Annotated in this window: 18 protein-coding genes; 3 read left to right on the forward strand and 15 right to left on the reverse strand. The window is 69.0% G+C overall.

Annotation, left to right across the window (positions count from 1 at the left end):
• Window positions 1–14: 14 nt before the first annotated feature.
• The 6 genes from ACW9UL_RS05560 to ACW9UL_RS05585 all read right to left on the reverse strand — a co-directional run bounded on the left by ACW9UL_RS05560 (window position 15) and on the right by ACW9UL_RS05585 (window position 8,219).
• Window positions 15–1,148: an efflux RND transporter periplasmic adaptor subunit gene (locus tag ACW9UL_RS05560; RefSeq protein ID WP_397496248.1), complete on the reverse strand. Its 1,134-nt coding sequence runs from the start codon at window positions 1,146–1,148 to the stop codon at window positions 15–17.
• 141 nt (window positions 1,149–1,289) lie between these two features.
• Window positions 1,290–2,912, reverse strand: coding sequence for a methyl-accepting chemotaxis protein (locus ACW9UL_RS05565; protein WP_457789413.1), 1,623 nt, complete (start codon window positions 2,910–2,912; stop codon window positions 1,290–1,292).
• 148 nt (window positions 2,913–3,060) lie between these two features.
• Entirely contained in the window at window positions 3,061–4,164 is a 1,104-nt protein-coding gene (locus ACW9UL_RS05570; protein WP_397496250.1) for a DUF1513 domain-containing protein, read from the reverse strand.
• Between the two features lie 2 nt (window positions 4,165–4,166).
• Window positions 4,167–5,228: an imelysin family protein gene (locus ACW9UL_RS05575; protein WP_457789415.1), complete on the reverse strand. Its 1,062-nt coding sequence runs from the start codon at window positions 5,226–5,228 to the stop codon at window positions 4,167–4,169.
• Window positions 5,229–5,238: 10 nt separating this feature from the next.
• Window positions 5,239–6,651 (reverse strand): di-heme oxidoreductase family protein, encoded by a 1,413-nt coding sequence (locus tag ACW9UL_RS05580; RefSeq protein ID WP_457789417.1) that lies wholly within the window; start codon window positions 6,649–6,651, stop codon window positions 5,239–5,241.
• 230 nt (window positions 6,652–6,881) lie between these two features.
• Window positions 6,882–8,219, reverse strand: a complete 1,338-nt coding sequence (locus ACW9UL_RS05585) for an imelysin family protein (RefSeq protein ID WP_457789419.1) — start codon at window positions 8,217–8,219, stop codon at window positions 6,882–6,884.
• 189 nt (window positions 8,220–8,408) lie between these two features.
• Between ACW9UL_RS05585 and ACW9UL_RS05590 the strand changes: the two genes are divergently transcribed.
• Both ACW9UL_RS05590 and ACW9UL_RS05595 read left to right on the forward strand, forming a co-directional pair.
• The gene (locus tag ACW9UL_RS05590; RefSeq protein WP_122107615.1) at window positions 8,409–8,981 is read left to right on the forward strand and encodes a LemA family protein; all 573 of its coding nucleotides are present in this window, start codon (window positions 8,409–8,411) and stop codon (window positions 8,979–8,981) included.
• A gap of 4 nt (window positions 8,982–8,985) precedes the next feature.
• Window positions 8,986–9,888, forward strand: a complete 903-nt coding sequence (locus ACW9UL_RS05595; RefSeq protein ID WP_021443759.1) for a GIDE domain-containing protein — start codon at window positions 8,986–8,988, stop codon at window positions 9,886–9,888.
• A 42-nt stretch (window positions 9,889–9,930) separates the two neighbouring features.
• Here the strand turns inward: ACW9UL_RS05595 and ACW9UL_RS05600 are convergent, their stop codons facing one another.
• The 9 genes from ACW9UL_RS05600 to ACW9UL_RS05640 form a co-directional block, all read right to left on the reverse strand.
• Entirely contained in the window at window positions 9,931–11,997 is a 2,067-nt protein-coding gene (locus tag ACW9UL_RS05600) for a putative bifunctional diguanylate cyclase/phosphodiesterase (RefSeq protein WP_122107614.1), read from the reverse strand.
• A gap of 237 nt (window positions 11,998–12,234) precedes the next feature.
• Window positions 12,235–12,816, reverse strand: coding sequence for a superoxide dismutase [Fe] (gene sodB / locus ACW9UL_RS05605; protein WP_021443757.1), 582 nt, complete (start codon window positions 12,814–12,816; stop codon window positions 12,235–12,237).
• 274 nt (window positions 12,817–13,090) lie between these two features.
• Complete coding sequence (locus tag ACW9UL_RS05610; RefSeq protein ID WP_457789422.1) at window positions 13,091–14,422, reverse strand: DUF58 domain-containing protein; 1,332 nt, start codon at window positions 14,420–14,422, stop codon at window positions 13,091–13,093.
• Window positions 14,419–15,459, reverse strand: coding sequence for an AAA family ATPase (locus tag ACW9UL_RS05615; protein WP_397496258.1), 1,041 nt, complete (start codon window positions 15,457–15,459; stop codon window positions 14,419–14,421). The genes ACW9UL_RS05610 and ACW9UL_RS05615 overlap by 4 nt, the downstream gene beginning before the upstream one ends.
• Window positions 15,456–16,637 (reverse strand): DUF4350 domain-containing protein, encoded by a 1,182-nt coding sequence (locus tag ACW9UL_RS05620; RefSeq protein WP_397496259.1) that lies wholly within the window; start codon window positions 16,635–16,637, stop codon window positions 15,456–15,458. The genes ACW9UL_RS05615 and ACW9UL_RS05620 overlap by 4 nt, the downstream gene beginning before the upstream one ends.
• Window positions 16,634–18,211: a DUF4129 domain-containing protein gene (locus ACW9UL_RS05625; protein WP_457789424.1), complete on the reverse strand. Its 1,578-nt coding sequence runs from the start codon at window positions 18,209–18,211 to the stop codon at window positions 16,634–16,636. Before ACW9UL_RS05625 ends, ACW9UL_RS05620 begins: the two co-directional genes overlap by 4 nt.
• Complete coding sequence (locus ACW9UL_RS05630) at window positions 18,198–19,178, reverse strand: stage II sporulation protein M (protein WP_457789426.1); 981 nt, start codon at window positions 19,176–19,178, stop codon at window positions 18,198–18,200. The genes ACW9UL_RS05625 and ACW9UL_RS05630 overlap by 14 nt, the downstream gene beginning before the upstream one ends.
• On the reverse strand, window positions 19,175–19,900 hold the full coding sequence (locus ACW9UL_RS05635; protein WP_457789428.1) for an RDD family protein: 726 nt from the start codon (window positions 19,898–19,900) through the stop codon (window positions 19,175–19,177). The genes ACW9UL_RS05630 and ACW9UL_RS05635 overlap by 4 nt, the downstream gene beginning before the upstream one ends.
• Window positions 19,901–19,987: 87 nt before the next feature.
• Complete coding sequence (locus ACW9UL_RS05640; protein WP_021442676.1) at window positions 19,988–20,746, reverse strand: hypothetical protein; 759 nt, start codon at window positions 20,744–20,746, stop codon at window positions 19,988–19,990.
• Window positions 20,747–20,926: 180 nt separating this feature from the next.
• On the opposite strand from ACW9UL_RS05640, the gene sbcB reads away from it, so the two are divergent.
• Window positions 20,927–22,360, forward strand: a complete 1,434-nt coding sequence (gene sbcB, locus ACW9UL_RS05645) for an exodeoxyribonuclease I (protein ID WP_457789430.1) — start codon at window positions 20,927–20,929, stop codon at window positions 22,358–22,360.
• The last annotated feature ends 100 nt before the right edge of the window (window positions 22,361–22,460 follow it).

Raw genomic sequence — 22,460 nt, forward strand, 5'->3', positions numbered from 1 at the left:
CGCGCGTTGACGGGTCAGTTCGCGTCTAGTTGCAGTGCCGGATCTTCGACCAGCTCGACATGGGCGCCATTGTCCAGCTTGAGCTGGCCGGAGGTGACCACCTGTTCGCCGGCTTGCAGCCCCTTGACTATTACCACGCGGCCGGCACGGCGCTCGCCGGTCTCGACGAAGCGCCGCTCGACCGTCAGCTGCGTCTCGCCCTCGGCATCCTTGACCGGTTGGCCGTCCTCGTCCTGCTTTTCCTGCACCACGTACACCGAGTTGCCATAGAGGGTGTAGGTGATGGCGGTTTCCGGCACCACGATCTTCGGCTCGTCGCCCGCCAGCAGCACCTCGAGGTTGGCGAACATGCCCGGCAGCAGCTTCTCGTCCGGGTTGCTCAGGGTGGCGCGCACCTGCAGGTTGCGGGTTTCGTTCTCCACCTTGGGGTTGAGCGCGGCGATCCGGCCCTCGAAGGTCTCGCCCGGGTAAGCGGCCACGCCAACCAGCACGCGCTGGCCGACCTGCAGCAGTGGCGCGCGCTGTTCGGGCAGGAAGAAGTCGACGTGCAGGCGCGACAGATCCTGCAGGGTGGCGATGGCGGCGCCGGGCGAGAGGTAGTCGCCGGTGTCCACCTGGCGGATGCCGATGGTGCCGGCGAAGGGGGCGAGCACGCGCTTCTTGTCCAGTTGCGCCTTGAGCTGGGCGACCGTCGCCTCGGCCTTGAGCAGCTCGGCGTTGAGGCGGTCGAACTCGCTCTTGGAGATGCTCTGCCGGTTCACCAGGCTGCGGCCGCGTTCGAATTCGACCCGCGCCAGGCTGCGCACCGCCTCGGCGGTGGCCAGGTTGGCGCGTTCCACTTCGCTGTCGAGCTGGATCAGCGGCTGGCCGAGCGTGACCTTCTGCCCGGACTCGAACAGCACTGCGCTGACGATGCCTTCCACCTCGGCGGACAGGTCGACGCCCTGGAACGCCTTGAGCGTGCCGATGGCCGGCAGGCGACCCTGCCAGGGCTGCTGCTCGGCCTGTGCGGCGGAGACGCTGATGGCCGGCTGCGGTGCCGAGAACATCTGGATCTGCTGGTAGATGGAGAGGCCTTTGTAGGCGGCGAAGGCGAGTACCACGACGAGTACCACGCCGAGCATGATGAGCATGCGGCGGAGCAACATATTCCGTTTCCTTGGCGAGCAGGGTAGGGCCTGGGAATAGGCAAGAGAGGCACCTTAGTGCCAGAGCCGGGCGCTGTCAAAACCCCGTGGGGCGGGTGATTGCAGGGTGCTGGCACTTCCCTGTGCCAGCTGCTGAGTGATCTATGAACCGAGGCGGCGGGTCACCTCGCCCAGCTGCCCGGACAGGTTGCGCAGGTTGTGGCTGGCGGCCTGGGTGCGCTCGACGTTCTCCTGGTTGGCGCTGGCGATGGCGGTCAGCTCGGTGAGGTTGCGCGAGATGTCCTCGGCCACCGAGGTCTGCTCCTCGGCGGCGGTGGCGATCTGCCGGTTCATGTCGCGGATCGCCTCCACCGCGCCGGTGATGCGCTGCAGCATGGCGCCGGCCTCGGTGACCTGGGTGACGCCCTGCTCGCTGCGCTGCTGGCCGCTCTCGATGGCGCGCACGGCATTCAGCGCGCCGGTCTGCACGGTATCGATGATCTGGTTGATCTCGGCGGTGGATTCGGCGGTGCGCTGGGCCAGGGTGCGCACCTCGTCGGCGACCACGGCGAAGCCGCGGCCCTGTTCGCCGGCGCGCGCCGCTTCGATGGCGGCGTTGAGCGCCAGCAGGTTGGTCTGCTCGGCGATGCCGCGGATCACCTCCAGCACCTTGCCGATGCGCCCGCTGTCGGCCTCCAGGCGGCGGATCACCTCGGCGGTGTTGGCGATCTCGCCGCGCATGTCGGTGATGGTGGCGATGGTCGACTGCATGACCTTGCCACCCTGGCGCGCCGAGTCGTCGGCATCGTCCGCCGCGTGCGCCGCCTCGGCGGCATGCCGCGCCACCTCCTGGGCGGTGGCGGACATCTGGTGCATGGCGGTGGCGACCTGGTCGGTGCGCTGGAACTGCTCGTTGACCCCCTCGGTCATGCGCGAGGCGATGGCGTTCAGCTCGCCGCTGGCGTTGTCGAGGTTGCCGGCGCTCTGGTGCAGGCTCTCGGTGGTGCTGGCGAGAAAGTCGCGCAGGGTGTTGGCGGCTATCGCCAGCATGCCCAATTCGTCGGCGCGCGAGGTCTCCACGCGCTGGCCGAACTGGCCATGGCTGAGCTGATCGACGTGGGTGATCAGGTGGCGGATGGGGATGATCAGGTGGCGATTGACCAGCCACAGGCTGAACACCCCGATCACCAGGGCGGCGGCCAGCATCAGCAGGGTACCGCTGAGGATGGTGCGCTCGGCGCTGGCGTTGATCTGCTCGGCCTGGCTCAGGCTGTGCTGGCGCAGCTGGTCGACCAGCGCGCTCATCTGCTCGCTAGCGGCGCGGTCGATACCCTTGACCGCGGCATCGCCGGCCTGGGCGTCGGCGCCGGCGGCGACGAAGGCGTCGCGGCCCTTGCGGTAGTTGGCGCCGAGGCTCTGGTGTTCGCTGCGCAGGCGTTCGACCTGGGCCTTCAGCGCCGGATCGGCGGCGGCGACCTGGATCAGTTGGCCGAGGGTGTCCTGCACCTTGCGCTCCTGCGCCTCGAACTGGCTCCAGTAGCGCTCGAGGTTGGCGCTGTCCTGGCCGCGCAGCAGCACGTTCTTCCATTCCTGCACCTGGGTCTTGAACTCGACGTTGGCCGCGTCGATCAGCCGCGAGGCCTCCAGCGGGCCGTCGAGCAGGCCGCGGTAGGACTGGATGCCGCCGGAGAGGAAACTGAAGCAGGCCAGCGCGGTGATCAGGATCAGCGCCAGGCTGCCGCCGAGTAGAGCGAGGATCTGCGCGCGCAGGGATTTTTGCAGCATGGACGTCACGCCTCGGAAAATGGAATGGACAGGTGCTGGCCGGATATCCCTTTCCGTTGGCCGGTCATGCGGAGGCCATGCCCCTTAGCGGCATTTGATAACAGTTTGATGACATAAATATGTCAGTAGGCGCGCGGCGTACTCTACGTCAGGCCAGGCGCAGGTGGTTGTCCCACAGCCCGGCCGGCAACTCCAGCGCCTTGGCGACTATGCGCTCGCCGCGGCAGTCGTACAGGCGGCAGCGGCCCTGGCCGGAGCTGACCACGAAGCCCTCGGCCAGCGCGCCGACCCCGGCGCAGTCGGCCAGCGGCACGTCCAGGCGCACCGCGGCGCTGTCCAGGTCCCAGATGAAGAAGCGGTTGCCGCGTGGGGCGGTCAGCGCCAGCAGGCGCAGCTCGCTGTGGATCGCCACGCTGGCGGTGTACTGGTTCATCGCCAGGCGCTGCGCCTCGCCCAGGGGGAAGGGCTGGAAGGCCTGGCCGGGACGCTTGATCGCCAGCAGCGGGGCCGCATCCTGGATGTCGCCCATGTATTGCTGGCCGCTGACCACCGTGCCGTCGCTGGCCACGGCCAGGTGGCGCACGCTGTTCTGCTGCTCGGCCAGGCGTTCGCGGCTGACCAGGCTGCCGTCGCGGCGCATCAGCACCAGGCTGGCGTCCATGGCGTCGAGGTTCATCTCCACCCGGCTCTCGGCTTCGGTGCGGATGCCGCCGTTGGCCACCACCAGGGTTTCGCCGTCGGGCATCCACAGCAGCTGGTGCGGGCCGACGCCGTGGCTGGCATGCTCGCCGGCGCGCACCAGGCGCTCGCCCTGCAGGCGGTAGACGCCGAGCACGCCGCGACCGGGCTCGTTGGTGTCGTTCTCGGTGGCGTACAGCCAGTCGCCGCCCTTGTGGAACACCGCGTGGCCGTTGAAGTGGCGGCCGGCCGGCGTGACCAGGCTCTGCAGCAGGCGGCCTTCGCGGGTGTCGATCAGGTAGCTGGCGGTGCTCGGCCGGCGGCCGACGAACAGCGCCAGCGGTAGGCTGGGGTGCGGCACCACGTCGTGGCAGCGCTCGGCTACCTGCGTGGCGAAGGCGCGCGAGCCGTCCAGTCGGAAACCCACGGCGTAGTGGCGGCCGTCGCCGTCGTCGCGGGCGGACAGCAGCAGCGGCTGGCCCTTTGGGCCGAGCAGGGTCCAGCCGGCGAAGGCGCCGGTCGCGGCGCCGACGCCGAGCAGCGCGCCCAGGCCGAGCAAGGTTCTGCGCTGCATCGTCAGTCCCCGTCGTGGGCGTTGAAGCCGATCTGCACGCCGAGGGCCTTGGCCAGCTCGCCTTCCTGCAGGCGGTGCAGGCGATTGAGGCTGTCGTACAACTCGTCGAGGTTGGCGCGCCCGGCGTCTTCGCCGAGCAGCTCGCCCAGCGGCCGCTCCAGCGCGGCCAGGCGTTGGCGGGTGTCCTGGTAGGCGGCGTCGATGCGCTCCACCAGTTCGGCCTGATCGCTGCCGAGCAGCGCCTGCAGGCCGTCCTGGTTGCTGCCGTGCCACAGCAGTTCGGCGCTGGCCAGGGCGGCACCGAGGTTGGCCAGGCTCGCGGCGCTGCGCCAGGCTTCGGCCTGGTAGGGCTGGGGAATGCCCTTGCTCTGCCGGCCCATGGGCGCGCCGAGCTTCTTCTTCAGGCCGTCGAGGGCGCCGACCTGCACGCGCAGCAGTTCGGCGATGGCCTCGTCGGCGTCGGCGTAGCGCTCGTTGGGAAAGCGCTTCATCTGCGCGGCCATGCCCTGTTCGCCCTGCCACTCGCCGAGAATCTCGCCAGCCAGCGCCTGCTGATGCTCGCCGATGGCCGTCAGCAGCGGGCAGTAGCGCGCCTTCTGCTCGGACTGGGCCAGATCCAGGCTGGGGTCGAACAGCAGGTATTCGTAGGCGCTCAGGCCCTGCACCACCACGCTGGCGCTTTCCACATCGGCCTGGCTCAGCTGCGGCTTGTTCTTGACCAGGGCTTCGACCTGGCGCTGCACCAGGTTCTTCTTGTCCGGCCAGAACTGGATCTGCCAGGCGCGATTGCCTTCGGCCAGCGGCCCGAGCAGCAGCGGCTGCAGCCCGGCCCAGGCGCTCTGCGCGCCGAGGAAGGCCTGGCGCGCGGCCGGCAGGTCGGCGTCGCCGGCGCAGAAGGCGGCGGCGCTGGCGGCGAGTTGGCGGTCGGCTTCCTGCCAGCTGCTGTAGGCTGGCAGCAGCACGCCGTCGGCCAGCGCCGCGCTGACCTGGGCATTGGGCTCCTGCTGGCCGCAGCCGACCAGGGCCAGGCCGAGCAGAGAAGCGATCAGGCTCTTGTGCAGCATGTCGGGCTCCTTATAGGGAATTGAGAAAGGCCAGCAGCGCGGCGCGCTGCTCGGCGTCGAAGGTAAGGACCTGCTGCTTGGCCGCCTCGGCCTCGCCGCCGTGCCAGAGGATGGCTTCCAGCAGGTTGCGCGCGCGGCCGTCGTGGAGGAACTGGCTGTGACCATTGACCGTCTGCGTCAGGCCGATGCCCCACAGCGGCGCGGTGCGCCACTCGCGGCCAGTGGCGAGAAACTCCTCGCGGCCGTCGGCCAGGCCCTCGCCCATGTCGTGCAGCAGCAGGTCGCTGTAGGGACGGATCGACTGGCCTGCCAGTTCCGGCTCGGCGGCAGCGGCCGCGGTGGTGAAGCTGGGGGTGTGGCACTGCTGGCAGCCGGCCTGGTGGAACAGGTTCTTGCCCGCGAGCACGGCGGGCGAGTCGACGTCGCGGCGCGCCGGCACGCCGAGGTTGCGGCTGTAGAACAGCACGCTGGCGAGAATGCTGTCGCTGACCTCCGGCGCGCCGCCGTGGGGCGCGGTGCGGCAGTCGGCCTGCGCGGCGGTGCAGTTGTCCTGGTCGACCAGCGAGCTGGTCAGGCCCATGTCATTGGCGAAGGCCTCGGCGTTCTGCTGATTGAGGTTCGGCTGGCCGGCCTTCCAGCCGAAGCGGCCGAGCACGCTGCGCTGCTGGACGCGATCCCAGACCCGGTTGGGTCGCCCGGAGATGCCGTCGCCGTCGGCATCAATCGGGTCGGCATTGGCCAGGATATCTGCCTCGGCGATGGCTTCGAGCAGGCCCAGGCCGATCATCGGCGGCGCCACGCGCACCGAGAAACGGGTGTCCGGATGCATGTCGCCGTAGCCGAGCTGGCTGATCTGCAGCTCGGGCTGGCGCAGCTCCACCAGCGTGCCGTCGGCGAAGCGCACCGGCAGGCTGCGGTAGCTCAGGCGCACCTTGCCTTCCGCCGCCACGCCGGGGTTGGCCATGTCCTGCAGCTGGCTGCCATAGGTCGGCTCGGGAATCACCCCCAGGCGCTCGATCAGCTCGGCCTGGGCCGCATCGTGGGGCAGCGACAGACGCACCAGCAGCGAGGCGGCGCTGGCGGCATCGGGCGCCGGCGGGTGGCCGCGGCCGTCCTTGATATGGCAGTTCTGGCAGGCGTTGGTGTTGAAGAGCGGGCCGAGGCCGTCGCGTGCGGTGGTGGTGGCCGGGGCGACGACCCAGGGGTTGCGAAAGAAGCTGTTGCCCACGGCGAAGTCCAGACGCCGGCTCGGTGCCAGGTTGGCCGCGGGCATGGAGAAGGCGTTGTGATCGTACTGGCGCACGCTGGCGGCGCCGGCCGAGAGCGCTTCGCCGGGCTCGGCGGCGGTGAAGCGCGGTTGCTGATCGCAGGCGGCCAGGGCGAGGGCCAGCAGGGGCAGCAAACGGCGCGGGAACGACAGCATCGAAGAGTCCGGAGCGTGAAACAGGAGGGGGCTAAGCTTAGCAGGCTAACGGAGCTTAAATAAGATGGATTAGCGTTTCATTGGCGGGGCAAAAGGTCGCGCAAAGCTGTCTTGTGGCCTGGATGCAATCCGGGAGTCGGGTGCCAGACTGCTTCTACAGGGCGTGCAATCGCCCATAAAAAACCGGCGCTCCCTTGCGAAAGCGCCGGTCCGTGCGGTTACCGGTTCGATCAGAACTGGTGATCGGCGGTATCCGGGTTGAGGTCGCCGATGCCCAGCTTGGCCGCGGCCTGTTCGATGGCGCCGGTCTGCTTGACCAGGGCGGCGATGGCGTCGCGCACCAGTTGCTGGCCTTCGGTGTTGCCTTCGGCGATCAGCTGGTCGAAGTGCTGGTTGTTCTTCTCGGCGCTGTCGACCAGGGCCTGCAGCTTGGCCTCGCTGGCCTCCAGGTCGGCCTTGAGAGTGGCGTCGGCCTGGGCGTCGACCTTGGCCACCAGCTCGGCCAGGCTCGGGCCGCTCAGGGTGCTGCCGTCGACCTTCTTGTACTCGCCGAGGTAGACGTTGCGGATGCCCTTGCCGTTGTAGAAGTGCGAGTTGTGGGTGTTGTCGCTGAAGCAGTCGTGTTCGTCTTCGGTGGAGCCCGCTTCCAGGGCGACCTTCATGCGCTCGCCGGCCAGCTCGCCAAGGGACAGGCTGCCCATGCCGAACAGCATCTTGCGCAGGCCGTTCTCGGCCGAGTCGGCCAGCAGCTCGCTGCGGTAGTTGCCTTCGACGCCGTCTTTCCACTGCTCGACCATGCTGTCCAGGTCGCTGACCAGCAGCTCGGTGGCGGCCTTCAGGTAAGCGCGACGGCGCTCGCCGTTGCCGCCGGTGGCGCCTTCGCCGACCAGGTAGTCGGTGTAGGGGCGCTCGCCGGCGCCGGGGTTGGTGCCGTTGAGGTCCTGGCCCCAGAGCAGGAACTCGATGGCGTGGTAGCCGGTGGCGACGTTGGCCTCGGAGCCGCCCAGCTCGTTCAGGCTGGCCAGCAGCTCGGCGTTGATCTCGCTCGCGTCGATCTTGTCTTCGCCGATCTGGAGCTCGCTGTTGGCGACGATATTGGCCTGCGCGCCGGGGTTGCCCAGGGCGTGCTGGTAGTCGGCGGCGACGTAGTCGATCAGGCCTTCGTCCAGCGGCCAGGCATTGAGCTGACCTTCCCAGTCGTCGACCACGGCGTTGCCGAAGCGGAACACTTCGGTCTGCATATAGGGCACGCGCGCGGCCAGCCAGGCCTGCTTGGAGGCGTTCAGCGTGGCTTCGCTGGGGTTGGCCAGCAGGGCGTCGATGGCGCTCTGCAGGGCCTTGCCGGTGCTGGCGGCGTCGCGGAACACGGCCAGGGCCAGATCCGCGTAGTGCTTGACCACGGCCTTGGCCGCCGCCTCGTCGACCTTGGCTGCGGCTGCCGGAGCGCTGCTCTCGCTGCTGGCAGCCGGGGCCGCCGCTTGGCTGGCGGGCGCTTGGTCTTCGCCGCAACCGGCGAGGGAAATGGCGATGGCCAGCAGGCTGGCGGAGGCCAGGGGCATACGAATCATGACGGGGTCCTTTGCATGTGCGGAATGTGGATGGTACGCAGGGGTACCTGTAAAACTGCAACATAATGCAAATGTTTCCCATTATGTGTAAAGGCCATTATGCGTCGCTGTGCGGGATATCGCTGCCGCCGGGCGGCGCTGCCGCTAGAATGCCGGCACCGATTCGCAGTTCTGCATGGAGAAAACTGCATGAGCCTGACCGCCGTGATCCTGATCGTCGTCCTCGTCCTGCTCGGCGCCTACGCGGTGTCGCTGTACAACGGCCTGGTGCGCCTCAAGCATGGGGTGAGCAAGGCCTGGTCGAACATCGACGTGCTGCTCAAGCAGCGCCACGACGAGCTGCCCAAGCTGGTGGAGACCTGCAAGCAGTACATGCAGTACGAGGGCGCCACCCTGGAGCGGGTGATCGCCGCGCGCAGCGCCGTGGCCAGCGCCCGCGAGCAGCACGACGTCGGCGCCCTGGGCAAGGCGGAAAGCGGCCTGCGCGCCGGCCTCGGCCAGCTCTTCGCACTGGCCGAGAACTACCCGGAGCTCAAGGCCAACGACAGCTTCCAGCACCTGCAGCAGCGCATCAGCGGCCTGGAGAACGGCATCGCCGACCGCCGCGAGCTGTACAACGAGGCGGTCAACCTCAACAACGTGCGCATCGAGCAGTTCCCCGACGTGATCCTGGCCCGCCTGTTCGCCTTCCAGGCCGCCGAGCTGCTGGTGTTCAGCGACGCCGAGAAGGCCGACGTCGACCTCAAATCGCTGTTCAGCTGAGGCGATGGAAGGCGATATCGGCGGCCTGCTGGTCGCCCTGGGATTCAGCCTGGGCGCCTGCCTGGGCGGTGGCTGGTGGTGTCTGCGGCGCTGGTCGCAGGCGCGCCATCTGTTGGACACGCCGACCTCGAAGATCCGCTCGGCGGCGCAGGGCTATGTCGAACTCTACGGCGTGCTGGAGGAGCTGCCCGAGGCGGCGGTGCGCGGCCCGCTGACCGGTAAACCCTGCCTGTGGTGGCGCTTTCGCATCGAGGAGTACAAATCCAGTGGCAAGAAGCGCAGCTGGCGGGTGATCGAGAGTGGCAGCAGCGATGCCTGGCTGCGCCTGGTCGACGGTACCGGCGAATGCCTGATCGACCCGCGCGGCGCCGAGGTGCGCCCGCTGGTGCGCGAGGTCTGGCAGGGCAACCTGCGTCACCCGCTGGGGCCGGCGAAGACCGGGCTGCTGGGCTTTCTCAGCAGCGGCAAGCGTTACCGCTACTGCGAGGAGCGTTTTCACGTCGGCCAGCCGCTCTATGCCATCGGCGATTTCCGCACCACCGGCGGCGGCCAGCAGGGCCTCGACCTGCACGGCGCGCAGGGCCAGGTGATCCGCGAGTGGAAGGGCGACTATGCCGGGCTGCTGCAGCGTTTCGATAGCGATGGCAACGGCGAGCTGGACGAGCGCGAGTGGGGCCGCGTGCGCCTGGCCGCGCAGCTGGAGGCGGAGCACAGGCACCGGCGCAGCAGCGCCGAGCCGGCGCGGCACAAGATGGCCAAGCCGGGCGAGGCGCGTCCCTTCATCCTTGCCAATGCCGGCGAAGACGAGTTGGCCCGCGGCTTCTACTGGCAGGCCGCGGCCGGCGCGGCGCTGTGCCTGGTCGGCGCTTTAGCCACTGCCTGGCTGCTGGGCGTTCGGCATTTCTGAGGCCCAGGGCAGCGAGCCCGCCATCGAGGTGGGCTTGCCCCTTTAAAGCGTGGCGGGGTTACCGGCGGCGGCGCTTAAGCGGCGGGCCTGCTTGAGGAACAGGGTCAGTTCGCGCGCTGGCAGCGGCTTGCTGTACAGGTAGCCCTGCCCCTCGTGGCAGCCCTGGGCGATGATGTAGGCCTCCTGCTCGGCGGTCTCCACGCCCTCGGCGATCACCTGCATGCCCAAGCTCTTGCCGAGCTGGATGATGGCGCGAACGATGGTGGCGTCGTCCTCGTCTTCCAGCAGGTCCTGGACGAAGCTCTTGTCGATCTTGATCTTGTCCAGCGGCAGGCTCTTCAGATAGCTCAGCGAGGAGTAGCCGGTACCGAAGTCGTCGATGGCGATCAAGGCGCCGGAGCGGCGCAGGCTGAGCAGGTGCTGGGCGGCGGTGCTGATGTCTTCCATCAGGCCGGTCTCGGTGACTTCCAACTCCAGGCTCTTGGCCGGCAGGCGGTAGACCTGCATCAGGTTGTTGACCACTCGCGGCAGCTCGGCGTGGTGCAACTGTACGGTGGACAGGTTGATGGCCATGCGCAGGTCGCTGAAACCCTGGTCGTGCCACTCGCGCAGCTGGCGGCAGGTCTGGTCGAGCACCCATTCGCCGATGGGGATGATGGTGCCGTTCTGTTCGGCCAGCGGGATGAACAGGTCCGGCGCGACGAAGCCGTGTTGCGGGTGCTGCCAGCGCAGCAGCGCCTCGACGCCGACCACGCGGTGGTCGCGGTAGTCCACCTGCGGCTGGTAGACCAGGTGCAGCTGGTTCTGCGCCAGCGCCTCGCGCAGATCCTTTTCCAGTTCGCGGCGGCGGCGCATCTCGCTGTCGACGCTGGCGATATAGAACTGGTAGCGGTTGCGCGAGCGGCTCTTGGCCAGGGTCATGGTCTGCTCGGCCTTCTGCAGCAGCTTCTCGGTGCTGTCGCCGTCCTCGGGGAACAGGGTGATGCCGATGGTGGCGCGCAGCTGCACTTCCTGCTGGTCGAGGAGGAACGGCTGCTCCAGGTCGTCGAGCACGCTCTGCGCCAGCTCGGCGGCCTCGTAGGGTTGTTCGATATCGGCCTGGACCAGGGCGAACTGGTCGCCGCCGAGGCGGGCCAGCGCGCCGAGGCGGCCGCTATGGCTGCGCAGGCGATCGGACAGGGCCAGCAGCAGCTGGTCGCCGCTCTGGTAGCTGAACTGCTCGTTGATGCCCTTGAAGTCGTCCAGGCCGACGCACAGCACGGCGACGCGGCGTTGCAGACGGCCGGCGTCCTCGAGGATCTGGTCGAGCTGCTGCTGCAGCTGCTGGCGATTGGGCAGGCCGGTGAGGAAGTCGTACTGGGCCATGCGCAGCAGGCTGTTCTCCGCCTCGCGGCGCAGGTGGGTGTTGCGCTCGATGGAGGCCAGCAGCTGGTTGGCGGTGTTGATCCACAGGCCCAGCTCGTTCTTCTCGTTGCCCCTGAGCATGGGCAGCTTGTGTTCGCTGGGGCGGTCGGGGTTGATGTGGGTCAGGTGCTCGATGATCTTCGACAGTGGCTTGGTCAGCAGCCAGTGGTAGACCAGGTACAGCACCAGGCCCATGGCCAGGGCGCGCAGCACGCCGGAGATGAAGATGATCACCGAGTTGGTGACGAAGCTCTGGCCGTAGGGCGCGGTATCCAGGGTGATGTTGAGGTCGCCGTAGTATTCGCTGTAGGGCCCGCGACCGACCAGCTTGGTGGAGAAGTGCTGCTCCTGGCCGAGGATCGGGTCGGTCATCCAGCGCGTCGGCAGCTGGGTCAGCTCGCGGGATTTCTCCGCCAGCATGGGTTCGTTGGGGTGGCCGATGCTGGCGTAGCGCACCGATTCGTGCTGGAACAGGCCCTCGATGACCTGCATGCCCATCTCGCGATCCAGGCTGTACACCGCCTGGGTCGAGGGGTCGCGGAACATGCCGAGGATGCGCTGGGCGTCGTTGGCCACTGCCTGGCGGGTCTTGTAAGCGTCGAAGACGATCTGCGCGCAGCTTAAAACCACCCCGACTGCCAGCGCCGAGAGCAGCACCACGCGGAGCAACTTGAGTGACAGGCTGTTCTTCAGTTCCAGCTTCAAAGGCGATTCCTTGTTCTGTGCGCCCAGCGTCAGTCGGATCAGAGTATTGGCAATCTCGCCCTGGCCGTCAAAGGGCCATCATGCGGGCCAGCAGTTTTTTCTCGACGGCGCGCAGCCTGCCGGTGTAGCAGGCGTCTAGCACTGTGTCGGTGCGCCGGCTGCGGACTTGAGCGCCGTTCGCCGCGCCGAAAACGAAAAACCCGGCCGAGGCCGGGTTTTTCGTTACGGGGCTTGAACTCAGGCCGCGTAGTTCTGGGCGACGAAGTCCCAGTTGACCAGGTTCCAGAACGCCTCGACGTACTTCGGACGCAGGTTGCGGTAGTCGATGTAGTAGGCGTGTTCCCAGACGTCGCAGGTCAGCAGCGGGGTGTCGCCGCTGGTCAGCGGGCAGCCGGCGCCGATGGTGCTGGCCAGGGCCAGGGAACCGTCGGCCTTCTTCACCAGCCAGCCCCAGCCGGAACCGAAGGTGCCGATGGAAACCTTGCTGAACTCTTCCTTGAACTTGTCGAAGGAACCGAAGGCAGCGTTGATGGCGTCGGCCAGGGCGCCGGTCGGCTGACCGCCGCCGTTGGGCGACAGGCAGTTCCAGTAGAAGGTGTGGTTCCAGATCTGCGCGGCGTTGTTGAAGATGCCGCCCGAGGAGGTCTTGACGATCTCTTCCAGGGTCTTGCCTTCGAACTCGGTGCCCGGCACCAGGTTGTTCAGGTTCACCACGTAGGTGTTGTGGTGCTTGCCGTGGTGGTATTCCAGGGTCTCGGCGGAAATGTGCGGCTCGAGGGCGTTCTTTTCGTAAGGCAGCGGCGGCAATTCGAAAGCCATGGTCTATCTCCTACTCAGGTCGTGTGCGGTATGCGCATGGGCCGATCACGGGCGGCCGGAACAGCAGGCGCGGGTGGCCTGCAAGCGGCGGGAATTTCCACTCCTTGCGCCGCAGACCGGGGATCATAGCACCGCCCCCCGGGCATAACCACGCAGCAACTGTGTGGAAAAGCCGGTGCCAGGGCCCTGTGCCGCGCTTCTGTCAGCGCGTGGCCTGGGTCGAGCGTAGCGGTACCCGGGGCTCGCCTGGAGGACAAGGCTTCGCCATGTCCCCCTACAGCGCACCGGCTTTCTTCCAGGCCAGGTAGTTGCTGACCAGTTCGGGGCCCAGCTCGCCGGGGCGGGCGTCGAGTACCGGCACGTCGTGGGCGGCCAGGCGTTCGTGCAGGTCGGCGCGGGCGTTGAGGTAATCCAGGGTGCCGCAGTAGGCCAGGGCCTGCTCGAACTGCTGCACCGGCTCCTGACGCAGGCGATCGAGCACTTCCTCGCGCAGGCTGGCGATCAGCACGCGGTGCTGGCGCGACAGGCGCTTGACCGCGGCGAGCAGTTCCTGGTCGTCCTCGTCACGCAGGTTGGTCACCAGCACCACCAGGGCGCGGCGGCGCTGGCGGGCGAGCAGGGCGTCGGCGGCAGCGGCGAAATCGGCCGGCTGCTGGCTGGCGTGCAGGTCGTAGACGGCATTGAGCAGCACGTTGAGCTGGACCGGGCCCTTGACCGGCGCCAGGTAGCGCGGCTGGCCGCCGGCGAAGGTGGCCAGGCCCACCGCGTCGCCCTGGCGCAGCGCCACGTAGCTGAGCAGCAGGCAGGCGTTGAGGGCGTGGTCGAAGTGTGACAGCTCGTCGTCCTGGCTGCGCATGCGCCGTCCGCAGTCGAGCAGGAAGACGATCTGCTGGTCGCGCTCGTCCTGGTATTCGCGGGCGATGGGGGTGCGCTTGCGCGCGGTGGCCTTCCAGTCGATCTGGCGCAGGCTGTCGCCGTCGCGGAATTCGCGCAGCTGGTGGAACTCCAGGCCGAGGCCGCGACGCGGGCGCTGGCGCACGCCGAGCTGACTGAGCCAGTCGTCCACCGCCTTCAGCTGGGCGCCGTAGAGGCGGGCGAAGTCGGGGTAGACGCGGCTCTCGCCGGGCAACGCCAGCAGGCGCCTGGCCTGCCACAGGCGCAGTGGGCTGGGCAGCGTCAGCTCGCAGTGCCGGAAGTGGAAGTGTCCGCGTACCAGCGGCTTGAGGCGGTAGGCGAAGCGCGTCTGCTGGCCGGGGCGCAGGGCGATGCGCTGCGGCAGGTGTTCGAAGGCCATGCCCGCCGGCACATGGTCGAACGCCTCGATCTCCAGGCCCTGGGCGTAATCGTGGTGGGCGGTCAGTTGCACCTCGCTCCAGCGCCCCAGCGGCAGGTTGCCCGGCAGCGCGCGTTCGAGGCGCGGCGAGGGCAGGCGACGCAGCCACAGCGCATCGACCGCGGCGACCAGCAGCAGGGCCAGCAGCAGGCCCCAGGCCAGCGGCATCAGGCTGGCGGCCAGGCGCACGCCGAGCAGGGGCAGGGCGCCGAGCAGTACGGCGACGACGGACAGGCCGCCGAGCAGCCCGAGGAGCAGGCGCGAGGGTTTCATAGGCGCGGCGCCGGCACCTGGTCGAGCAGCTGTTGCAGCACCTGGTCCACCGACAGGCCCTCGATGTCCAGCTCCGGTGCCAGGCGCACGCGGTGGCGCAGCACGGCCAGGGCGCAGCCCTTGATGTCGTCGGGCAGGACGAAATCGCCACCGCGCAGCAGGGCGCGGGCGCGGGCGCCGCGCACCAGGGCGATCGAGGCGCGCGGCCCGGCGCCCATGGCCAGCCCCGGCCAGCTGCGGGTGGCGCGGGCCAGGCGCACGGCGTAGTCGAGCACCTGGTCGTCCAGCGCCAGGTCGCTGGCGATCTTCTGCAGCGCCAGCACGTCCTTGGCCTGCAGCAGGGTGCGCAGCGGGCTGACCTCGAGCATGTCGGCCTTGGCCGAGCGGGTCACCTGGCGCACCATGCTCAGCTCTTCGTCCGGCGCCGGGTAGTCCATGCGCAGCTTGAGCATGAAACGGTCCAGCTCGGCCTCCGGCAGCGGGTAGGTGCCTTCCTGCTCGATGGGGTTTTGCGTCGCCAGCACCATAAAGGGCAGCGGCACCGCCAACGCGCGGCCTTCCAGGGTCACCTGGCGTTCCTGCATCACTTCCAGCAGCGCGGCCTGGGTCTTGGCCGGGGCGCGGTTGATCTCGTCGGCCAGCAGCAGGTTGGTGAACACCGGGCCCTTGCGCAGCTTGAACTGCTCGCTGGCGAGGTCGTACACGGCGTGACCGGTGACGTCGCTGGGCATCAGGTCGGGGGTGAACTGGATGCGCGCGAACTCGCCGCCGAAGCAGCGCGCCAGGGCGCGCACCAGCAGGGTCTTGCCGAGGCCGGGAACGCCTTCGACCAGCACGTGGCCGCCGGCGATCAGCGCGGTGAGCACGTCGTCGATCACCGCGCCCTGGCCGATCACCGCCTTGCGCAGCTCGGCGCGCAGGGCCTGGGCCAGGGCGCTGGCGCGCTGGCGCTGCTGCGCCTGCGGGTTGCTCGGGGTGGCGGCCGGGGCTTCGCTGGCCGACAGGTTTTCGGTATCTGGCGTCTGTTCGCTCGTCATAGGGCATTCCTGAGGCTTTGCAGGTGGGCGACCTGGCGGGTGAAGTCGCTGGCGGAGAGGCGTTGCGGCGGCAGCGGGCGCATGGCCTGGCTGATGTCCCTGGCCGGTAGGCGGGTCAGGCGACCGAGCACCTGCCACTGTTCGGCCACGCCGAGTTTGTCGAAGCCGGGATGACGGCGCCGCGCACGGCGCTTGATGTCCTGTTGCAGACCCTGCAGCAGGGCCTGCTGGCCGCTGCGGCGGAGGAGGAAGTCGGCGCTGGCACGCAGGTGCTCCTCCAGCTGGCGGCGGGCGCGGCTGGCGGGGGCGAGCAGCGGGCCGTGGCGCATGCCGAGGTGCCACAGCGCGGCACCGAGCAGCAGCGCCAGCAGCACCAGCGCCAGCGGGAAGTGGCGCAGCAGCAGGCGGGCCAGGTCGTCGCGCTCGGCGCGGTAGAGCAGGGTCACCGCGCTGTCTTGGCCGAGGTACCAGAGCAGCCAGGCATGGTCGTACTGGTCGATGTTGCGGTTCTGCCAGATCCAAGGATCGCTGAGCACGGTGATCAGGCCGTCGCCGTGATACAGCTGCAGCAGGTGGGTGGCGGCATCGCTGTTGGCCCAGGCGTGGGCGCGATTCTGCGCGTCATAGAGGTGGAAGGCGGTGTCGAAGGCGATATAGGCCGGCGCCTGCTCGTTTTCCAGGTAGAGCTTGGTCAGCTGCGGATAGGGCTCGCCGTCGCCAGTCTCCTCGTCGTCCGCGGCCGCTTCCTCCTCGTCCAGCTCCTCGCTCATGTACTGCTGGATGCCGAGCAGGTCGAGCAGCAGGTCGCCGCTCTTGCCTTCCTCCTCGTCCCACAGGCGTTCGGCGACGAACAGCAGATGGCCACCGCCCGCCGTCCACTGCAGCAGGCGCTCGACTTGGCGCGGGGTCATGTTGCCGCGATCGGCCAGCAGCATCAGGGTCTGGCCCTGGCTGGGCAGGCCGGCAAGCACTTCCAGGCCGTCGGCGCGGCGCGCGGCGATGCCCTGCCGGCGCAGGAAGTGTTCGGCGGCGAGATAGGGGCTGCTGGCGACCTCGGGGGCCGGGCCGTGCTCGACTTCGTCTTCGTAGGCTTCGAGCTTGCCCAGCAGGTAGCTGGCGAGCAGGCCCAGGCCCAGCAGCAGGGCCATGCTCAGGATGAAGCCGGCGCGCCGCGTCATGCCGGGCGCTCCTGGCCGAACAGCTCGCGCCAGCCCTGGCACAGGCCCTGGCGCAGCGCCTCGGGCGGCAGGCGGTGACCGTAGGCCAGGGCCTGCCAGTGGCCGGTGAGCTGGCGGCTGTAGGCGGACAGCTCCTGCTGCTGCAGGGTCTCGACCAGTTGCAGCACCTCGCCCTCGGTGTGCGCCTGTTTCAGCGGCAGCCGGTGTTCGTGCAGCAGGCGGCTGAGCAGGGCACGATAGAGCAGGCCGAGGGCGGCGCGCGGCTGCTCGGCCCAGAGCCGTTCGGCCGCGCTGGCGACGTCCTCGGGCAGGCTCTCCGGCGCCAGCTCCAGGCCGAACAGCTGATCCGGTGGCTGCAGCCGGCGCCGACTCGGCAGGCCGAGGCGCTCGCCGAAGGTCTGCAGCCACTCGCGGTAGCGCCACAGGACGAATACCAGCAGGGCGACCAGGGCGGCCCACAGCAGCGCCTCGAAGACCTGCGCGACTATATCCAGGCTCTTCCACCATTCGCCGAGCTTGAGCAGGTTCTTGAGCATCTCCAGCAGGGCTTCCAGGTCCTCGGGATCGGCCTCCTGCGCCGGTTTTTCCTCGCCGAAGCGCCAGCGGGTGACGGTTTCGCGGTGCTCGAACGGCGGCTCGTCGAGCAGCGCCTCGATGCCGGCGCGCGCCGCCTGGCTGGTCAGCGGCTGCTGCAGCAGGCGCGGCGCATCCGGGCCCTGCGGGTCGAACGGCGCGCTGGCCGTCGGCGCCGAGTCGGCCCAGGCGGCGCCGGGCAGCTGGCTCAGCAGCAGGGCGCAGCCGAGCAGCAGGGCGTAGGCGCTACCGGTCAGGCGCTGGCGCAGGCGCCGGAAGCTCAGCTCGATGTCCCAGGCCTCCAGGGCGGTGCGCCGGTTGAGGTAGAGGCTGAAGCCGCAGGCGACATAGACCGGCTCCCAGACGATCAGCAGCAGCACGTAAAGCAGGTTGGACAGGTGCTCCAGCCACAGCCACTGGCCGCTGCTGGCGGCGATCAGGGTTTCCCAGCTCCAGTTCAGTTCGATCTGCTGCGGCAGCATCAGGTAGAACAGCGCGGCCAGGCCCATCCACAGGGCGATTTCCAGGTGCATGCCGACCAGGGTCAGCCAGGTGGCGGCGGCGCCGTCGCGCTGGCCGAGGACGATCAGGCGCTGGCTGCGCGCCTGGCCGGCCAGGCCTTCGAGCTGCAGCACCGGCAGGTCGAAGCTGCGCGTCGGGCTCAGCCGGCGCCAGGTCAGGCTGGCCAGCAATTGCGGCCCGAGCAGCCGCGGCAGGGCGCGCAGGGCCTGCTTCAGCGTCGGCACGTTGCCGAACAGCGCCTGCGATAGGATGTACAGCGGCAGCCGCTCGTACGCCGGCTTGAGCCACCAGAACAGGAAGATCGCCCAGCCCGGGTACTGCCAGAGCAGCGCGCAGAGCAGGGCGAACAGCGGCAGGGTGAGCAGAGCCCAGCTGGCCATCAGCAGGCCGGCGTGGCGGCGGGCGAGCAGCACGCCGAGGTCGATGGCTTCCCAGGCGGTGCGCGGGCGGATGGCGACGCTGGCTTCAGTCAGGCGCATGCTGCCTCCGTCCGGCCAGCAGCAGGTAGCCCAGCACCAGCGCCCACAGCCCGGCGCCGACCGCGTACTTGATGGTCGGGCTGGCGAAGGTGGTGGACGACCAGAAGGCCTCGATAAAGGCCGCCAGCAGGAGGAACAGGATCACCCCGGCGACCAGCTGCACCGCGGTGCCCGCGGCCAGGCGCAGCGCCTCGCCGCGCGGCAGGCGGCCGGGGGCGAGCAGCGCCCAGCCGAGCTTGAAGCCGGCGGCGCCGGCCAGGGCGATGGCGGTCAGCTCGAAGGCGCCGTGGCCGACGACGAAGGACCAGAAGGTTTCGCTGTAGCCGATGCGGGTCAGATGGCCGGCCACCGCGCCGATCATCAGACCGTTGAACAACAGGAAGAACAGGCTGCCCAGGCCCAGCAGCAGGCCGCTGGCGAAGGTCTGAAAGGCGATGCCGATGTTGTTCATGATGTAGAAGCCGAACATCACCCAGTCGTCGCCGGCGTCGCGCTCGCCGAAGCGGCCGAGGCGCCGCGCGTCGGGGTCGTACATTTTCTCCATCTCGCCGACCTGCTCGGGGCTGACCAGGCTGTAGATCAGCTCCGGGTAGAGGTAGGTCAGACCGCCCATCAACGCCAGGCTGCCGAAGAACAGCAGGCTGGCGACGCACACGCTGCGCCATTCGTTGCGCACCAGGCGGGGGAAGCCGCCGAACAGGAAGCGGATCAGCTGGGCGCCGAGGTGGCTGCGGTGGCGGTAGAACTGCTGGTGGCCGCGCATCGCCAGCTGCTGCAGCTGCTCGATCAGGTGGCTGCTGTAGCCGCGCGCCTCGGCCAGGGCCAGGTGCTGGCACAGCCGGCGATAGTCGGCGGCGAAGCGGCTGCCGGCCTGCGCCTCGGCCTTGCCTCGCTCGAGGGCGTCGAGCTGCGCAGCGAAGGCGTCCCAGTCGGCCTGGTGGCGGCTTTCGAACAGGCTCTGCTTCATGGCGCGCTCCCCAGCAGGCCGCGGGCGATGCCGTTCAGGCGCGCCTCGGCGTGCTCCGCCGGCACCTGCAGCGGTTCGGCGAGCAGGGCGGCCAGCTCGGCGCGGCGCGCGGCCGACAGCTGGGCGCCGCGTTCGGCGAAGCCGAGCAGCGCGCGTTGCTCGGCCAGGCTGAGCGGGAAGGGCGTCGGCAGGGGCTCGGCCTCCGGCAGCGATGGGCGCGCCGGTGCGGCGTCGCGGTAGACCACCAGGGTGCCGGCGGCGATATCGCCGAGGCGCTTGAACGCCGGATGGTTGAGGCAGCTGAGAATGCCCAGGCTGTAGCCGAACGGCAGGATGTCGACGAAGCGCAGCAGGTTGCGTGTCAGCGAGGCGGCCCAGCCGATGGGCGTGCCGTCGTCGTGTACCACGCGCAGGCCGAGCAGCTGCTTGCCGGGCGAGCGGCCCTGGTTGAGCACCTCGAACAGCACCATGTACCACCAGGTGACGAGAAACAGCAGGATGGTGCCCAGGCCCATGCCGAACTGACCGAGCAGGCCGAGGACGATGAACATAACCGCCAGGATCAGTCCGCGGATCGCCAGGTCGATGGCGAACGCCAGGGCACGCGGCACCAGGCCGGCGGGGCGCAATTGCAGGTCGATGCCCTCCGGCGTCTCCACCTGGTAGCGGGTGTCCAGGGGCGGCTGGTGCTGCGGGAGGCTGGCGCTTGAGCGTGAGGGCATCGGCGGACTGCATCAGGGAAAGCCCGATGCTAGCGAGCAGCGGGCCACGAACGCAACCGGGCCGATGGCTCGGCCCGGCATAACGGCTTACTGGGCGGCGGGCAGCACGCCGAAGATGGTGCGGTAGAGCACGCCCATGGCCACGACCATCAGCGGGATGCTCCAGACCAGGCCGATACCCAGCGGGATGGCGCTGAGGATCACGATCACGCCGAGCAGCAGGAACAGGCCGAAGACCTTGAACCAGTGCTGGCTGATGGCCTTGCGCGAGGCCTCCAGCGCCTGCCAGGGCGACAGGCCGCGCTCCACCACCAGCGGAATCGCCAGCAGATAGGCCACCGCCAGGTAGATGCCGGGGAGCAGCAGCAGGAGCATGCCGAGGTAGATCAGCAGCATCATCACCACGGCGGTGATGATCAGCGGCACGGTGCGGCCGAAGTGGCTGAAGATTTCGTTGAAGCTGATCGGCTGGTCGGCGGCGCGGCGGATGCCGACCATGTTGATCCCGGCCATGAAGGGATAGGCCAGGGCGGAGGCCAGCAGCGACACCAGCACCTCGCCGACCACCACCGCGACCAGGTTGTCGCTGAGGGCGCCGAACACGCCGACTATGCCGCCGAGGATGAAGGTGGCGGCCAGCAGCACCAGGTAGAACACCAGGAAGCCGCCGATGATGATGCCCTTGGTGCCTTTGACCTTGGCCCAGGCCTCGCCGATCAGTGCGCCGATGCTGAAGTCGTAGCCGCGGGCCAGCGCTTCTTCGATGCTCGGCGCCTGGTCGCCGAGCGGCTGCTGCAGGTCGCTGACGGGGGCGGCATAGGGATTGGGGGTGGTAGCGTCACTCATGGCGGCGTCCTTGTACGTAGAGTGGGGGAGGTGGCACATGCTAGGGGTACTGGCATTTGGCCTACAAGCGGCGCCTGGGCGGGCATGCAGCGGCTGTGCGCTGGTTCATGCTTTGCCGGCGGCGGCGCGCCTGAGCATGAATGATAGACTGCCTGGCCACTGTGCACTGGGGATACGCGCGTGACTTCCAGCATCTTCTGGTACGACTACGAGACCACCGGCATCAATCCGCGCTGCGACCGTCCGCTGCAGGTGGCCGGCATCCGCACCGACGAGGCGCTCAACGAGATCGGCGAGCCGCTGAACCTCTACTGTCGGCCCAGCGACGACATCCTGCCGCACCCGGCCGCCTGCCTGGTCACCGGCATCGACCCGCAGCGCCTGCAGCAACTGGGGCTGGACGAGGGCGAGTTCGTCGCCCGGGTGCATGCCGCGCTGTCCGCGCCGGGCACCTGCGGCGCCGGCTACAACAGCCTGCGCTTCGACGACGAGGTCACCCGTTACAGCCTCTATCGCAACTTCTTCGATCCCTACGCCCGCGAATGGCAGGGCGGCAACAGCCGCTGGGACCTGATCGACCTGGTGCGCACCGCCTACGCCCTGCGCCCGGAGGGCATCGAGTGGCCGGAGGAAGACGGCCGCGTGACCCTCAAGCTGGAACGCCTGACCCAGGCCAACGGCATCGACCATGGTCAGGCCCACGACGCGCTGTCCGACGTGCGCGCCACCATCGGCCTGGCGCGCCTGCTGCGCGAGCGCCAGCCGCGGCTGTACGACTTCCTCTATCAGTTGCGCAGCAAGCAGCGGGTGCTGGATCAGATCCGTCTGCTGCAGCCGCTGCTGCATGTGTCCGGGCGTTTCTCCGCGGCGCGTCATTACCTGGCGCCGGTGCTGCCGCTGGCCTGGCACCCGCGCAATCGCAACGCGCTGATCGTTTGCGACCTGCAGGCCGACCCGGCGCCGTTGCTGGAGCTGGATGCCGAGACCCTGCGCAGCCGCCTGTACACCCGGCGTGAGGAGCTGGCCGAGGGCGAGGCGCCGGTGCCGCTGAAGCTGCTGCATATCAACCGCTGCCCGGTGGTGGCGCCGCTGTCGGTGCTGCGCGAGCAGGATCGTCAGCGCCTGCAGCTGGACTGGACGCAGTGCCAGCGCCACGCCGAGGCGCTGCAGGCGGCGCAGGCGCTGTGGCAGGACAAGCTGGCAACCATCTATCGCGAGGAGGCCTTCGCCGCCAGCGGCGACCCCGAGCAGCAGCTGTACGAGGGTTTTATCGGCGACCGCGACCGCCGCCTGTGCGAGCAGGTGCGCCGTGCCGAGCCCGAGGCGCTGGCCAACCAGGACTGGCCGTTCGACGACGCGCGTCTGCCGGAGTTGCTGTTCCGCTATCGCGCACGCAACTTTCCGGACAGCCTGTCGCCGGCCGAGCGGCAACGCTGGCAGGAGTTCTGCCGCCAGCGTCTGAGTGCCGCCGAGTTCGGCGCACCCAATACCCTGGGGCAGTTTCGTCAGGCGCTGGATGAATTGCGCGGCAACTGCACGCCGAGCCAAGTGCAACTTCTGCAGCAATGGCAGGCGTATGCGGAGGATGTGCAGGCGCGCTACGGGATAAATTAGCCGCGCCGTCGGCAACGGGGCATAGCCCAATTGTGCGCGGGCATATCGAGCGGGGTGGCGGCGGCCGGCGCTTGTTTGTCCGGGCGCGCTGGCGAGTTGC

Source organism: Pseudomonas sp. PL-6, assembly GCF_054110165.1.